The following is a 15,265-nucleotide window of genomic DNA, read 5'->3' as shown; positions in this document are numbered from 1 at the left end:
CAATAAAGTTTAAAAACCTAAATGAGAATTAAGAAAAATTGGTGAGAAAATGGTAGGACAAATACCATTGATAGGTGAGAAATTCCCCGAGATGGAGGTCGTTACGACTCACGGCAAGAGAAAACTTCCAGACGATTACAAGGGAAAATACCTTGTAATATTTAGCCACCCAGCCGACTTCACTCCGGTATGTACAACAGAATTTGTTGGATTCGCTAAGAGATATGAAGATTTTAAAAGACTAAATACTGAACTGCTGGGACATAGTGTTGACAGCGTCTTCTCTCACATCAAATGGATTGAATGGATTAAAGAAAAACTCGGAGTCGAAATACCGTTTCCGATAATAGCTGATCCTAATGGAGAGGTTGGTAGAAAACTTGGTTTTCTACACGTTCAAAGCGCGACTCACACTGTCAGGGCCGTGATAGTCGTCGACGGCGAAGGAATAATAAGAGCTATCCTATACTATCCGCAGGAAGCTGGTAGAAATATCGACGAAATCTTACGACTTGTGAAAGCCCTTCAATTAAACGATAAATACAAGAGGGCGGTTCCGCATTTATGGCCTAACAATGAACTCATAAAGGATGCCCTTATAGTCCCACCTGCCAATAATGTGATGGACGCGAAAGAAAGGCCAATGAAGTTTAAGTGTTTTGATTGGTGGTTCTGCTACGAGGAGGGCAAAGTTCCACAGGAGGAGATAGAGGAAGTTAGAAAGTGGCTTGAAAGAGCTTCCAAACCCTAATTTTTTTAAACAATCATTGACACGTCTCCTTAAAGAGTAAATCATTTATTCTACAGGTTTGATTGATGATAAACAGGGATGGGTTATGAATATTAATTATTCGAGAATAGACGATAACTTGTACTTACTCCAGTATAGAGATGTTGAAACCAAGTATTTCGAGGGACTATGGAGTATCCCTGAGGGTGTTACATATAACTCGTATATTCTCGAGACCAACGATGGAATTGTGGTCTTTGATACTTGGAAACGTTCTGTGGGAGAATTGTTTACAGAGCAGATAATTAAGCATTATGATCCAAGAGATGTTAAATACTTGGTAGTACACCATATGGAGCCCGACCACAGCGGCTCAATACCGCATTTATTGAAAATGAACCCTAACATAACGTTGCTTGGACAACAGCTTACGCGAGCCATGATTGAGTCATTTTATCAGGTCGCCCCAAACTTCAGACCTGTAAAAGACGGGGAGGTGTTCAGAGTAGGAGAGTATTCCTTGAAATTCCTGCACACACCATGGCTCCACTGGCCTGAAACTATTATGACATATGTAGTTGAGAAACAGTTCCTTTTCACATGCGATGCTTTTGGCTCTTACGGAATTCCCAATGCACTATTCTATGATGAATTGAATAGTGATGAAAAGAAGAGGTTTGACGGATATCTTGTCAAATATTTTGCTAACATAATTGGACACTTCAGGGATTGGGTGGTGAAGAATGTTGAGAAGATTGAACAAACGGGTCTGACCATTAGTATGCTTCTACCATCGCATGGCCCTCTCTATAGGGATGCCGACATCGCTAGATTGCTTAATATTTACAAATTGCTTGGCGCGGGCAAGGGGATACCCGGCAAGACCTTATTAGTATATACCAGTATGTACGGCTTCGTAAGGGATGTCGTAGAAATTATTGAGAAAATACTACAGGAGAGAAAAGTGGACTATAATGTTCGTGAATTCACAGATACTTTTCACAGCGATCTCAGCGATGTAATAGCGGACGCCTACCAAGCACAAAACATAATAATAGCCACTTCAACTTATGAGGCAAGAGCCTTCCCAATCGCCAGACTCGTCAGCGAGTTGATAATAGAGAAAACACCGGTAAACAAAAAACTATTGATAATAGGTTTATACGGCTGGGGTGGAAAAGCGGGTTCTGAGCTCAAAGAATTATTCTTAGGAAAGAACTATCCTTATGTTGACGTATTAGAGTTTAGAGCTGGCCAGCACTTGCTAGTTAGAAGAAGTATAGAAGAGAAAATTGACAAACTTTTTTCGGCTTAAATGAATCCTGAAGACCCCAACTAAGTGATGAATGAAAATAAGTTTGACGAGGACGGATTCAACTTGAAACAGTTAGAGACGGTAGTCAGGAAAGCATATTGTCTAACACTATCTGATTAAAGAAATAAATGCACGGTGAGAAATAAGGTAACAGCGAGGCCCACGACAATTACAACCCCCTAGCGTGTCTAAAAGGTTCAGCAGGAGAAAATTATGATCATTTCTAGGGTTTGTATGACCCGTAGCAAAAAGCTCTTAGAGGAGATTAGGAGCCCTCGGTTAATGACTCTAACGAATGCATTGCCATGTATTTGCTACCTTATACATTTAGAGTCTTGATAGATGAAATATATGGGGATGGCCTGAACAAAGGAGGACATGATTCCAGCCTGACGACTTCCCTATTTATTATAGGGAGTATTATAGTACTTATAACCTGATTAATAGAGCACATGACTTTCCGGTGAGGGTTTTAGGTGGATAGAATTTTTAGTCCTTCCAGAAAACAGCGTTGAAGACGGTGCCCCTTCATCACGGCAACGATCGATAATTTTACTCTTAAAAGGATTAATTAGGATTCTAGGCCCTGAAAACAATTCCTAGTCGAGTTAAAATAAAAAGCGAAACGTGAAACTCTCGAATCATAATCGGTTTTGTAGCTGTTGAAACGCTTTAAAGCAGTGACTGATTATTAGCTAGTGCTCTCTCCCTTTTTCAAGCATGAGGAGAAAATGAGAAAATCAAACATGACAATCATAAAAGTATTAATCCCTAGCATGTGAATAGGATAGGATAAGACTTAGGCGTAATAACTCAGGCTCTAACAATTTTAAGGCTAAAATTGAAGACTAAACATACTGCTCCGCTTTGACAATATCCGTTAATATAGCAGGATATATATTTATCACTCCCTCAATGCTACTAATCTCCATGTGAATTCTCTGCAATTCTTCGCTATCTCTTGCCCAGATTACCGCTAATAACTCGTGGTCTCCTGAGGTTATAGCTAAGTATTTAATGTAATCTTTCTCCTTCAATATTCTAACAACTTCGAAAAGTCTTTCTGGCTTAACGTTGATACCAGTAAACGAGATCTTTTTAAAGCCTATCTTTCCAGCATCAACTACTAGGGCGTATTTTCGAATGACTCCCTCAGTTTCAAGTTTTCTTACTCTCTTTATTATCGCTACATCGCTTAAATTCAACTTGTCAGCTATCTCACTGTAGGTTTTCCTAGCGTTCTCAGACAGCTCCTTGATAATAAGCATATCTATCTCGTCAATGTCCATCGTCTTTCACCACCGTAACTTTAAATGTGGCCTCAATTTTAAACTCATCCTTCTCAATATAGTCTTTCAATTCTGCATCAATTCCTTCCTCTTTAAGGATATAAGCCAGATCCTCGATCCAATCCTTTACTCCGCATGATAGGCAAAACGGTCCGGAAAACTCGACCTTAAATGATTGATTATCTTCATCAAATTCGAGAAGCGATGCTGTTGCTTCCGGGCTTCTCATCCTGTTATAATTAAGTATTGAGGAAAAAATCTTACCTCTTAGCTCGTATTTGGAGGTCACGTTATTCCACTCGTATCTCTTTGCTTGACTCCCACAATCCATGTAGATTGCAATATTCTAATGCTATCAGTTTTCCTGATTTAGACAGCTTGATATAAGTCTCGACGATCGGTTCACTATACACAGGTGTAAACTCATACCGACCTATCAGTACGGGATTGAAAGGCCTTCCTTGCTCTTCAAAATACAGCTCTATCCATCGTATACTATGCTCCACTGTATTTGGATGGGGCCCAACCCATACCTTAACCTTGAATACTTCTCCAGCCTTTACGACTTCGGGTGCATCTATTTTAGGAGTGTGCGACTCAACCTTTGCTAAGGCCTCCCCTTTTGCGGTTCCCGGCTCATAGATGAGTTCTTTTAACCCCATTTTTAGTCTCACCAATTTAGAAAATAATAAAACTATCTAATAAGTTTATTTTTTCAAGAGGTTCAAAGGATATCATTAAAACATAAATTCCTTATAATATTGATAAATATAATATGAGTGATTACCATGAACGATGAGATTATAGAGTTGCTTAAGAAGCTGTTGGAAAGACCGGAGAAGAAATACAAGCCTGAGATAGGGCTGGAGGTCGACGCTGTTGGTCCGGAGGCCCCCAATGGAATCTACGTGTTTGACCCGATGAAAGCAAAATGGGTATTGAAGTACATTAATGGAGACTTTTTCAATCCATGGGAGGATGGATTGTACGTAATTTACTTCGATAATGCCAAATGCCCCGCGTGCAGAGCATACGACTCTTACTGGTATCCATTTGTTAAACTGATTGGCCCAACATTCCCTAAGAGTCATTACGTCATAGTATTATGTGATTGGTTTGCAAGAGAGTGCGACTCTGAGATAGCTAGCGGAAGCTTTCTCAAATATGAAATTCATGCATCACCAACAACTCTGCTACTTTACTCCGATAATGGAAGGATAGTTCGGCAAGAAAAGATCGAGGGCGTCAAAAGAATGGACCAATTGACAGACGCGATTCAGTTATTTCTCGAGAAGGCTACAAGAGAAGTAAAAAGTCCCGTTAAATTATGAAACAAGCGGAAGTGACATACTCGATGAGAAGCAATGAACTACCAGATGTTCATATCGAAAAACCCCAATACCCTATACCGATCGATAGTGTGGGAATCTCCGATATCAAGCTCCCCCCTTTGCGAATTGGAAATGGGTTTCTAATCCCCGTTTTTAATGTTTATGTCGACCTACCCAAGGAGTTGCGTGGTGCGCATTTGTCACGATTATATAGAGTAATATGGGAAAATTATAATCTGATTCAAGAAAAAGGGTTTGATGGGATACTGGACTTAGCTGTGAAAATCTTTGAATCGAATGATTACGCTGAAAAAGCAATAATAGAAATTCATGGAGAATATTTTTTCGAAAGCAATAAGGGTCTTAATCACGCGATTTTAGGATGCAGTGTAATTTATAAGAAGACTCAGGGAGTTATTAGGTGGGTAAGCTATGCTGAGGTCGAGGATGTTTTAGCATGCCCTTGTGCCCTCAAGGTCTCAAATTTCTTATTTAATACTCAGGCAACCCACATGCAGAAAGCTAGAGTATCATTAAGAGTTGAATCCAGTATGCAACTCATATCTCCGCTCACTCTCCTCGACTTGTTGATAAACACGGTGAACATGCCAATAAATCTCTTATCTAGGAAGGAGGAAGCAATTTTCGTGAACAAAATATTCTCTGAGCCGAGGTTCACTGAGGATGCTGCGAGAAAAGTTTTAACAATGTTTTTTAAAAAACACGGTAAAATCCTCAATCCAAATGACACGGTATTTGTCGAAGTAGTGTCTTTTGAAACCATCCACCAATACCGAGTAGTCAGCCGAGTAGGAGGACATGTTAAAGAATTTGAGCACATTTATGGTGAAGATAAATGAGTTGGCTCGTAGAGAAATCCTGGTGGATGGAGATATATGAAAACATTATAATGAAGAATCTGAGCTTAAACTTCAAGGCGGATCAAGAAGCTACTGATCTATTAAGCAACGTATTAAGCTCGCATCCTTACGTCATGGAATATGCAGAGCTTAAAACGATGTTCGTTGGAGTTAAGGAGGCGATAGTGTTCGGTTGTGGAGAGAGTCTAGTGCAAGATATTGAACATCTCGTTGAGAAGGGAGAGCTAAGTGGAAAACTCCTTATAGCTGCTGATGGCGCTACTACGATCCTTCTAAAACATAACATAATCCCCAATATTATCGTCTCAGATCTCGATGGCTTGATTGCTGATATTCTCCGAGCTTCCCTTAATGGCGCAGTAACAATTATACATGCACACGGAGATAATGTTGATAGGATTACAAGATTCGTTCCAATGTTCAAAGGACGTTTATTAGGTTCAACTCAAGTTGAACCAAGACCTCATGTTTATAATTTCGGAGGCTTCACAGATGGTGATCGAGGAGTTTTCGTTGCACTAGCACTGGGCATTAATAGAAACTACTTAGCTGGTTTCGATTTAATGGGAGAGCCGCACTCATGCCCCGGGAAACTGGTTCCTTTCAATAAGAGAGTTAAAAAGAGGAAGTTGGAAATTGCGAGATTATTACTGAAGAGCCTTCAAGAAAGAGGAGTTCAGTTCCTACATGTGGGAGGTGGCATTCATGAGTTATGACCCGGCGAGAAAATACTTCCATAGAGAAGTTAGCGATCGGGAAAGGGCGGCTTTTGAAGCCGGAATAGCTCTAGGAATGGTTGTACACCAATTCACAGGTATCCCGGTGAAAACACCCGAAGATGCTAAGGCTCTCGAAAAAGTTATTGAAAACGCAATTAAAGCACAGCCTTTTAAGCAGGATGCCAAGGTGGTAATCAACATTGATTTCAAGAACTCTGATTCACCCTACAATTACTCAACTTTAAAAACAAGAAACATGGTCGTAAATGTGGTCGTAAAGTACGGCAAGGCCGTCGTCAAGGCATCACTTAGATACGTCCCAGAGTTAGATTATAACCTCGCATACATTGAAGAAATTAAAGAGGAAAGATAATTGATGGGTGCTGTTGCTTGGGGTATAACGGGCGCAGGACCTTTTTTAGAGGAATCAGTTGAAACCATCCTAGAATTACTTCACTTGAAGATCCCTGTAACAGTGTATTGTTCTAAAGCCGGGGAGGCTTTACTCGACTACTATGGTCTTACCGCCAGACTCGCAGATAATTTAAAGGGGCCATACCCAACAGGGCTGGTGCTTGAGTCCAGAGAAGCCCCTGGTTTTCCCTCTACGGGAAGGCTCTATTCAGATATTTATAGATTTGCGGTTATCTCGCCTGCTACTTTGAATACTTCGAGCAAAATCATTTACGGGATATCGGACTCTTTAGTGACTAATTTAGCCTCCCACGCTTTGAAAAACAATATAGAATTGTTTATTCTCCCCGTTGATTATTTTGAAACATCAAGCAGGATTCCTTTAAAAGTCGATCGTAGGAAATGCTCCCAGTGTAGTCAATGTGTGGCAGCAAATGCCTGCCCAACTGGAGCCCTAATGAGGGACGATTACTGGATAGTAAGGGTTGAACCATTTAAATGCAAAAAATGTTACAAGTGTCTCGACCACTGTCCCTTTGATGCAATAAAATTCGACGTCGAAATAACATTAAAGCCCAATGCATACTACAAGATGATCCTGGATAATTTGAAAGAGATGCCTGGTGTCAAAATAATAAAACATCCCCGTGAGATATTGAAACTTCTTGAGAGTGTTTAATATTGAAGATACTCTTAGTTACTGGAAGAGTTGCCGCTCCCCTTATACACAAGAGTGTTAAAAACATTACTCAGGTTGACATGAAGGTTCTCGAGCTACCGATACCCGTTGCCGCGATGATGACCAGCGAATACCTCTTGCGAGAACTCCCCCGCTACAAGGAGCATGTCGACTGGTCGGACATCATCATTGTCCCCGGAATGACTAAAGGGGATTTAGCAGAAGTGAGTAAAAGGCTTGGAAAACCGGTTTACAAGGGTTGTCTATATGCCGACGATATCCCATTTATGATCGAATACTTAATGAATGGAGGAGAGCTATCTACTCTAAATCCGCTTGATGAACTGGTTTCAGAAAATAAAAGGATGAGCGAGAAGGAGATACTTGACAGGCTGAGAAAAGAGGCCGAGAACTCTCAAACCCGCATAGGCGGTAAACCCCTGACGAGCAGATTTCCGTTAATAGCGGGTGAAATATTCTTAAACGAACACGACAACGTTGAAGATGTCCTCTTTAATATTAAGAGGTACTTGTCTGAAGGAGCTGATATCATTGTGCTTGGGACCAGTCGATTGACCCTCGAACAGTTACTAGATGTCTCAAAATCGATAAGAAAGAAGCTAGACGTTCCACTTGGGGTAGACTTCCCACGCCAAGAAGAGATAGCTTCCTTACAAGATGGGGAATTCGACATTCTTCTCAGTTTCACCCCCGAGTTTCTTCAAAAATCATTATTCAAACAGTCGTTTGAGAAAACAGCCATAGTAATAATCCCAGACCACAATGCAATCTCCGCTGATGAGAAAGTGATCAGTTTAAAGAAAGGTCTAGAGGAAGGTCTGAGGCAAGGGCATAAGAAGATCCTTCTAGATCCTGTCCTCTACCCCCCGATGAAGGGGTTCGTAGAATCCGTATACGCGTACATCCAAGTAAAGAAGCATTTTCCCGACGTCCCCATGCTAATGGGGGTCAGTAATTATGTAGAACTCATCGATGCAGACAGTATTGGAGTAAACGCTGTTCTAGCAACAATAGGTGTTGAGATAGGTGTAGAATTATTCCTTTTAACCGAAGCAAGCGTTAAGACAACTAATTCTATAAGGGAGTTCAAGACAGCGATAGAGATGGCGCTTCTTGCGAGAGAGAAGGGGCGGTACCCAAAAGATTTCACGCTCAATCTACTCGTCTGCAAAGATAAGAGGCGTAGAGGTGTTAGACCCAAAGACGTTCAAAATGCTGCTGTAGCCAGCAAACGTGTCCCCCACACGGCCGACCCCGCTGGGTATTTCAAGATCTACGTGGATCACGCGGGCAAGTCCATAATTGTAGAACATTACTACCATGGATCTATGGTTCCAAGTATATCGATTATTGGAGACGACCCATCGCTGATTATTGGTGAAATCTTGCAGAGAAAGTTGGCAACGAAGCCTGAACACTTCTATTATCTGGGTAGAGAACTGTGTAAGGCGGAGATCGCGTTGAAGCTAGGGAAGGATTACGTTCAAGATTCAGATTTATTCCCGGATCGAGAGCCAATTTGATTCTTGATAAACTCTGCAAATATACGTCATCCTTGAGTTTCAGAAAACACGTCTGATTTATTAGAGGGCTATGTAACATTTTGTATTGTGTGATAATTTTGTCAAGCAATAAGATCGTATTTAATGTAGATATTTTACTCTACGTTCTACCAGAAGGGGTTAAGAGAAACTCCCTCATAATTATAGCTGGAGAAGGAGGGGCAGGAAAAAGCGTCTTGCTGGCAAATATTGCTAAATCGGTGATCACCGAGGGCGAGCCTCTCTTATACTTGACTCTTGACGACGACCCAGCAACGATAGTAGAGCAATTGAAATCCTATAATACCGACGTCGAAACCGCATTCAGGGAACAAAGGTTTGGCATTATAGACGGGTTCAGTTACCTGATAAAAGGTAAGAAGGGCAGGGCGCACCCAATGGTGATCGATGAGGTCAATCCCAACGACATAGAGAGCGTGGTTTACTCCCTCATAAAGAATGTCGACTCATTTAAAATGAACAATACAGGAGTGCTGATAATAGATAGTTTAAATGAAATCATGATAACTCTCGATCCTACTAGGATCATTGAATTTGTCAAAACTATTCGAGCAAACATAGCCAAACACCGGGGTGTTGCGACGATAGCATCGCTTCATACCTCAACTGAAGATTTCTTATCATATCTCCTCAACATTGAACATCTCGTCGATGGAATAATCGAGTTAGGAAGCCTAAAGGAGAGGGAACTCGGAGAGCTTGAAATTTCCTTAAGACAAATACTAGTCAGAAAGATGAAAGGAGTTCCACACAAGGCTGTATGGACGCTTTTCACCATTGACAAAGAAGGGGTTAAACCTGTGGTTTTGAAATCTTCAAAAAATAAATTTTAACTTCAATGAATTATCAATCTATTGGTGAATCGTAATGCTGCTTAAGGGGCTTAAAATCCTCGATTTAAGTCACACCCTTGCAGGTCCTTTCGCAACAATGGTGTTAGCTGACCTCGGTGCAGAGGTCATCAAGATAGAGTCTCCGACCGGAGATGAAACGAGGACTTGGGCTCCATTCGTTAATGGGGAGAGCTCCTATTATCTCTCTATTAACAGAGGAAAGAAGAGTGTTGTTGTAAATTTGAAAGATCCCGAGGGATTGAAAATAATTTATGAACTCGTCAAGAAGGTGCACGTAGTCATAGAAAACTTTAGACCTGGGGTTGCCGAGAAACTAGGTGTAGATTACGAGACGCTCGTGAAATTAAATCCGAATCTCATATACGCTAGCATCAAGGGGTTTAAAAAGGACAGCATCTATGAGCAAAAACCTGCTTATGATCTAATTATTCAAGCAATGTCGGCATTGATGACTACCACCGGTGAGGAAGGAGCTCCGCCTGTCAGGGTGAGTTTCGCTCTATTTGATGTAATAACCGGCTTAGTAGCAGTCAACTACATACTCGCAAGTCTTTACAGCAACGTTAGGCCAGTAAAGCTAGAGATACCAATGTATGACACCGCCATTTTCTCGATGTGCTATGTCCCCATGATGTATCTGACTACTGGAAGAAAGCCGAGGAGAATGGGTCATGCACACCCCTCTATGGTACCATATCAGGCTTTTCAGGACAGTGAAGGTAAATGGTTCATTGTTGCGGCAGCCAATGATAGATTATGGATAAACTTCTGCAAAGCCATCGGACACGAGGAGTTGACAAGTGATCCACGCTTTAGAACGAATCCAGATCGAGTTGCAAATAGAGATTTATTAATTCACCTTCTCCAAGAGATTTTCTCAACAAACACTAGGGACTATTGGATCAAAAAACTGGAAGAAGCCGGAGTACCCGCTGCACCAGTGTACGAGTTAGATGAGGTTTTCAAAGATCCCTACGTTAGCAGCCAAGGTATGGTTTTCCAAGTCAAACACGCTAAATTAGGAAGTATACCTCAACTAACATCCCCCGGCTACGTTAATGGAGAAAGGCCTGTAAGCGTTAAAGCACCTCCAGTACTAGGTGAAGACACTAAGCAAGTATTAAGGGAACTCGGATACTCGGAGGACGAAATCAAAAAATTAAAGGAAAATGGAGTAGTTTTTTACCCGTGAGCACACGTCTAGGTGGAGGAGTTTTACTGTGCCAGTTAAAATCGCTCTCGGTAAGAAAGGGGTAACTGCAGATCACTATCTTGCTGTAAAAGCAGGTATAGAAATCCTCGAGGAGGGTGGTAACGCCTTCGATGCCGCCATAGCCGTAAGCAGTGTTCTATCGATTGTTCAACCTCAAATGGGAGGCCCCGGAGGGGATGGATTCTTATTAGGATTTGTCAATGATGAAGTAATCGCGTACGCATCCTCTGGAAGATCCCCCTCAGGGTTCGATCCCGACAAGTATCTAGAAGTGAAGGCCGAGGTGGGTCCCTTAACCGTCACAATCCCGGGGCTTGTCTATTTATGGGGGATGATCAACGAGGAATATGGAACTCTGCCGCTATCCGTGTTGTTAAGACGGGCAATTTCGATCGCCTACAATGGTTTTCGAGCTGGCTGGTTTTTAGCTCATTCTTCAAAATCTTATCACGATAAGTTGTCTCCTTACAAGTGGTCGAAATATTTCAGCAATATTCAAGTCGGATCTCTCGTCACCAACAAGGATGCCGCTCGAACGCTTAGAATGATAGCAACAAGAGGGTGGGATGAGTTTTATTATGGAAGGATCGCGGAAGAACTGGTGGCCGAACTCCAAGAACAGGGTGTTGACTTGGGGCTGGAGGACTTCATGGAGCATGAAGGTTGGAGAGTGGACCCTTTAAAGCTTGAGCTTGATGGAAAACAGTTATTCGAGCTCCCACCTAACTCGCAGGGTATTGTCACTTTAAATTTGATCTCAGCATTACATGAGCTCGGATTGGATAAGTATGATTTTAACGATCCCTCCAGAATCCTGGCATGGTCGCATCCAATAGAAGTATCCTATATGTTCAGAGACAACTATCTCGGGGACCCAGACTATCTTACAATAAATCCCTACGATTACGTTCATTATTCTAGGCTACCCCAGGATCATAGAAGTCCTAATGAGGCAGTCGGTGATGGCGATACCACATTCTTCATCGTGTCCGACGGGGAAGCAACCATCGGTTTTATCCAAAGCTTATTCCATCCCTTCGGCTCTGGACTTGTGGCAGGAGGGTTTCCCGTTCAGAACAGGGGAATAGGCTTCGCGAAATCAAAGGGCTTGCCTAACAGTCCTGCCCCGAAGAAGCTTCCCCTTCACACTTTATCGGTGCTGGGAGTTTCAACGGATAAAGAGAAATACGTTATCGGATGTGTAGGGGGAGACTACAGACCACAACTTCATCTGAGAGTTTACGAGAATATATTCGTTTACCACATGAGTATTCCAGGTGCCTTGGACTCTCCAAGATTCCTATATACTATACCTTATGGTCATCAACAAGTCGTAGCGGAGCAGCCTTTAAAGCCGCCAGTCTCAAGTAATATCCCGGTTAACATTATTCAACCATACAGCTCCCCTGGACATGTCCACGTAGGAGTTATAACGTTGGAGAACATAGTTCTAGGGAATGATCCGAGGAGCGAGGGAACAGCCATGGCATTATAACCTAGCCCTATTTACTTGTATTCTACTACAGCCCCTTTGTTATCTGGTCGAACAACATAGACCCGGGCGTTTAATTGATCCAATATTCTCTGTCTAATATAATCAACTTCGTCAATGCTCGGCAGGAATCCGTACACTGCCGGTCCCCATGAAGACTGCCCCACACCTCGAATACCGAGTTTCTTCAATGTATGAACTGCTCGTTCTGAGTAGGTAGAAAAAACCCCTCCCTGGTATTCGCTAAACATTTTACCAACAGTTAGCTGAAATTTTTCAAGCCCCTCAGCAAACCCTACATGGTCTTTTTCCTTCAGTGATGGTATCATTTCTACGAATAGATGAAACGAGGCCTCGTGGATCAGTGAGACTGGAACAGGGAACGCTTGACTGAAAACCCTCTTCTCTTCATCGTCAGTGAGTCCCACACCATTCGGAACTACTACGATAAACCCCCACTCCTCGGGAAAATCAAGCCTCATGTAAAGTTTAGGAAAACTCTTATTCTTCACACCTGAGTCAACTATAAAACCACCATATTGGAAAGCATACTTCCCAACACCCGATATTTCGCCAACCCTTAACATTGATGATACTTCTTCAATATCAAACTCGACCTCATTAGCTATTAAAAGCCCTTTGGCAACTGATAATAAAAGCTGAGTGGTCGAACCCAACCCTACATGTTTAGGAATAGACTCTATTACTTCAACGGCACCTTCCTGTAGATTATATTTTTTCACTAAAGGGTATATTCTCTCCCTTATCTCGAAACTCCTAGGTCCGTTTATGGATAACTCTCGGTTTCTTCTGACTACCACTGTTGTCCTCGGATGATCTATCGCAAGACCCACGCTTGTGTACAGTCTCAAATCCCTGTTGAACGGATTGATCATGCCTAGATGCAGACGTGCCGGCGCAGATATTATTATCTCTTCAACCACCGAGCCACCATCTCCTTTAATTCATTAGCTAGTTTCAAGTCTTTTTCATTAAAACAGGTTTTCTCAACTATTTTATAGGAATCCTCCACCTGTCTCTTAAGTTTGTTAAGCAGATCACTATCAAGAGTTTCACGCATGGCCTTTATCTTCGAAGCATAAATGATCATTTCTATTAGAAACACCCTGCATCTCGAATAGGGTTCCAAGATCTCTGGAATAAGGGGATTTTCGACGATCTCCTCTATCTCAAAGCTCGCATGATAGGTATTTTCGTGTTTCACCAATCCTCTTTTCTTCATTAAGATATACCCGTAGGCTTTTTTCAGGACTGGAATTCCATTCAAGAAACTGATCTCGCTTTGAGGGATTCCACCTGTTTCTTCTTTGAAAGTCGCCAAATAATATAAATATGGGTCATCGACCACATTCAAAGCTGCTTTATCAAGCAAGTCTATGAGTAGTGACACCTTCGTTGTTCGATAAATTTTCAGCTCTATTGTCCTCTGGCTGACACGGAAACCTAAAGGAGTGAAATAGGGGTTTGATGTTATGAAGGCGCTGAATATCGATTCATACCAAACTCCTTCTCGAAGGTTCACATCCCCCACCATGCTTTGTTAAAAGCTTCGCTCTTAAAACCAACCTCTCTCAACTCGGCAAATTTCCTCCCCAACCTACTATCCTTGAAGACAGAAAGCAACACGTAATCCAAAGCGCTTCCAACAGCACGGTCGATCTCAACGTGCTTCACTAGATCGGAGTAAAGTCCGTTCATTAACCCGTCCCCAACGACGGCATACCCTTGTGCTGTTTCCTTAACAATCCTTGCCCCTTGTAAACCCTTCATAACCCTGACCCTTCCTACGTCTGCAAGGTGCTCTTCAATCACAGTTCTGATTTGAGGTATTTTTGCAACTCTTCCTGAAACCAATATAGTTAATGGATTTCTCACATTACTTTTAACTGAATAGACTGCTTTGACGATGCCCTCGATGAATGCCTCAAGGCAAATCTTAGCTCGCCAATCATTCTCAGCTCTCTCAACCAGTTCTTCGGGAGTCATTACACGAGCAAGATAAGCGCACCCTGTTGTAAAAACCTCTTTCTTCTCAATCAACCCTAGTGCTTGAGCAACTTCCAAGTCCAATGCTCCCGCTGTTAAAAACCCTGGTCCGGGCATGAATGATCCTCCGATTCCATCTACTATTTTACCTCTCTCCACTCCTATAACGGCGTTGTATCCGAACCCAAGCTCCACATGGATATAGTTGACTCGGTCGTAGGGGATACCGTATTCTAAAGCAACCTCATGTATTCCTAAAACCGTAACAGCTAGTTTGTCGGCCGTTCCCATATCAATCTTGTTTAACTTTCTATGCAGGGGAACGCTTTGAAGATTTATTACTCCTGGAATAAGGAGTTTTCTAACATCATAATCGTACAATCTCTTTATGATTTTAACCATTGCATAATAAATGTTAGCACCTACGACTCCTTTTCGAACACCTTCCTCTATATTCTCCCTGGTGGTCGCTAGCACGAAAGTATAATACCAATCCTCTAACACGTCATGAGGAATACTGCTTAAATCCATTACTTCGACTCCATAGCCCGAAGGCACCACTATTCCGTCTAGGGGCATCATATCATTTATAATATTTATGAGTACGTTGGGGTCCTCGGCTACTGTTTTCGTCTCAACTGTTGCTTCACTTGCTACTTTACCGTTTTCTAGGAGACATAGGTCCATTGATTTGGTTCCCGGATCTATTCCAACAATCCTCATCGTAAACACCTCGAAAAGCTTTCTACGAGATTGTT

17 protein-coding genes are annotated in these 15,265 nt (G+C 42.0%); 11 read left to right on the top strand and 6 right to left on the bottom strand.

Annotation, left to right across the window (positions count from 1 at the left end):
• Nucleotides 1–49: 49 nt before the first annotated feature.
• Nucleotides 50–751 carry a peroxiredoxin gene (locus QXH45_03040; GenBank protein MEM2078218.1) on the top strand — a complete coding sequence of 234 codons (702 nt, stop codon included), beginning with the start codon at nucleotides 50–52 and terminating at the stop codon, nucleotides 749–751.
• A gap of 58 nt (nucleotides 752–809) precedes the next feature.
• Nucleotides 810–2,045 carry an FprA family A-type flavoprotein gene (locus QXH45_03035; protein ID MEM2078217.1) on the top strand — a complete coding sequence of 412 codons (1,236 nt, stop codon included), beginning with the start codon at nucleotides 810–812 and terminating at the stop codon, nucleotides 2,043–2,045.
• An 848-nt stretch (nucleotides 2,046–2,893) separates the two neighbouring features.
• On the opposite strand, the gene QXH45_03030 is transcribed toward QXH45_03035, so the two are convergent.
• Genes QXH45_03030 through QXH45_03020 form a run of 3 tightly spaced genes read right to left on the bottom strand, consistent with a single transcriptional unit; the run spans nucleotide 2,894 to nucleotide 3,996 of the window.
• Nucleotides 2,894–3,334: an Lrp/AsnC family transcriptional regulator gene (locus QXH45_03030; GenBank protein ID MEM2078216.1), complete on the bottom strand. Its 441-nt coding sequence runs from the start codon at nucleotides 3,332–3,334 to the stop codon at nucleotides 2,894–2,896.
• A complete protein-coding gene (locus QXH45_03025) occupies nucleotides 3,324–3,623 on the bottom strand; it encodes a hypothetical protein (protein ID MEM2078215.1) in 300 nt (99 codons plus the stop codon). The genes QXH45_03030 and QXH45_03025 overlap by 11 nt, the downstream gene beginning before the upstream one ends.
• A 1-nt stretch (nucleotide 3,624) precedes the next feature.
• Nucleotides 3,625–3,996, bottom strand: coding sequence for a class II SORL domain-containing protein (locus tag QXH45_03020; protein MEM2078214.1), 372 nt, complete (start codon nucleotides 3,994–3,996; stop codon nucleotides 3,625–3,627).
• 126 nt (nucleotides 3,997–4,122) lie between these two features.
• Between QXH45_03020 and QXH45_03015 the strand changes: the two genes are divergently transcribed.
• From QXH45_03015 to QXH45_02975, 9 genes are all read left to right on the top strand, one after another.
• Nucleotides 4,123–4,665 (top strand): hypothetical protein, encoded by a 543-nt coding sequence (locus QXH45_03015; GenBank protein MEM2078213.1) that lies wholly within the window; start codon nucleotides 4,123–4,125, stop codon nucleotides 4,663–4,665.
• Nucleotides 4,662–5,525, top strand: a complete 864-nt coding sequence (locus QXH45_03010) for a GTP cyclohydrolase, FolE2/MptA family (GenBank protein MEM2078212.1) — start codon at nucleotides 4,662–4,664, stop codon at nucleotides 5,523–5,525. Before QXH45_03015 ends, QXH45_03010 begins: the two co-directional genes overlap by 4 nt.
• Nucleotides 5,522–6,262, top strand: a complete 741-nt coding sequence (locus QXH45_03005) for a 6-hydroxymethylpterin diphosphokinase MptE-like protein (GenBank protein MEM2078211.1) — start codon at nucleotides 5,522–5,524, stop codon at nucleotides 6,260–6,262. The genes QXH45_03010 and QXH45_03005 overlap by 4 nt, the downstream gene beginning before the upstream one ends.
• On the top strand, nucleotides 6,252–6,638 hold the full coding sequence (locus tag QXH45_03000) for a dihydroneopterin aldolase family protein (protein ID MEM2078210.1): 387 nt from the start codon (nucleotides 6,252–6,254) through the stop codon (nucleotides 6,636–6,638). Before QXH45_03005 ends, QXH45_03000 begins: the two co-directional genes overlap by 11 nt.
• Nucleotides 6,639–6,641: 3 nt before the next feature.
• Nucleotides 6,642–7,358 carry a flavoprotein gene (locus tag QXH45_02995; GenBank protein ID MEM2078209.1) on the top strand — a complete coding sequence of 239 codons (717 nt, stop codon included), beginning with the start codon at nucleotides 6,642–6,644 and terminating at the stop codon, nucleotides 7,356–7,358.
• A gap of 2 nt (nucleotides 7,359–7,360) precedes the next feature.
• Nucleotides 7,361–8,902, top strand: coding sequence for a dihydropteroate synthase-like protein (locus QXH45_02990; protein MEM2078208.1), 1,542 nt, complete (start codon nucleotides 7,361–7,363; stop codon nucleotides 8,900–8,902).
• A gap of 89 nt (nucleotides 8,903–8,991) precedes the next feature.
• Nucleotides 8,992–9,774, top strand: coding sequence for an RAD55 family ATPase (locus tag QXH45_02985; protein MEM2078207.1), 783 nt, complete (start codon nucleotides 8,992–8,994; stop codon nucleotides 9,772–9,774).
• 34 nt (nucleotides 9,775–9,808) lie between these two features.
• The gene (locus tag QXH45_02980; GenBank protein ID MEM2078206.1) at nucleotides 9,809–10,987 is read left to right on the top strand and encodes a CaiB/BaiF CoA-transferase family protein; all 1,179 of its coding nucleotides are present in this window, start codon (nucleotides 9,809–9,811) and stop codon (nucleotides 10,985–10,987) included.
• 28 nt (nucleotides 10,988–11,015) lie between these two features.
• Nucleotides 11,016–12,503 carry a gamma-glutamyltransferase gene (locus QXH45_02975; GenBank protein MEM2078205.1) on the top strand — a complete coding sequence of 496 codons (1,488 nt, stop codon included), beginning with the start codon at nucleotides 11,016–11,018 and terminating at the stop codon, nucleotides 12,501–12,503.
• Between the two features lie 11 nt (nucleotides 12,504–12,514).
• Here QXH45_02975 and QXH45_02970 read toward each other — a convergent pair whose 3' ends face one another.
• Genes QXH45_02970 through QXH45_02960 form a run of 3 tightly spaced genes read right to left on the bottom strand, consistent with a single transcriptional unit; the run spans nucleotide 12,515 to nucleotide 15,230 of the window.
• Entirely contained in the window at nucleotides 12,515–13,444 is a 930-nt protein-coding gene (locus QXH45_02970; protein ID MEM2078204.1) for a GHMP kinase, read from the bottom strand.
• On the bottom strand, nucleotides 13,429–14,043 hold the full coding sequence (locus tag QXH45_02965; GenBank protein MEM2078203.1) for a DUF447 family protein: 615 nt from the start codon (nucleotides 14,041–14,043) through the stop codon (nucleotides 13,429–13,431). The genes QXH45_02970 and QXH45_02965 overlap by 16 nt, the downstream gene beginning before the upstream one ends.
• Nucleotides 14,040–15,230 (bottom strand): DUF1464 family protein, encoded by a 1,191-nt coding sequence (locus QXH45_02960; GenBank protein ID MEM2078202.1) that lies wholly within the window; start codon nucleotides 15,228–15,230, stop codon nucleotides 14,040–14,042. Before QXH45_02960 ends, QXH45_02965 begins: the two co-directional genes overlap by 4 nt.
• Nucleotides 15,231–15,265: the final 35 nt, after the last annotated feature.

Origin of the sequence: Thermosphaera sp., assembly GCA_038827615.1 — an archaeon.
Taxonomy (GTDB): domain Archaea; phylum Thermoproteota; class Thermoprotei_A; order Sulfolobales; family Desulfurococcaceae; genus Thermosphaera.
The sequence above is the reverse complement of the archived record's forward strand: the minus strand, read 5'-3'. Positions and strand labels throughout refer to the sequence as shown.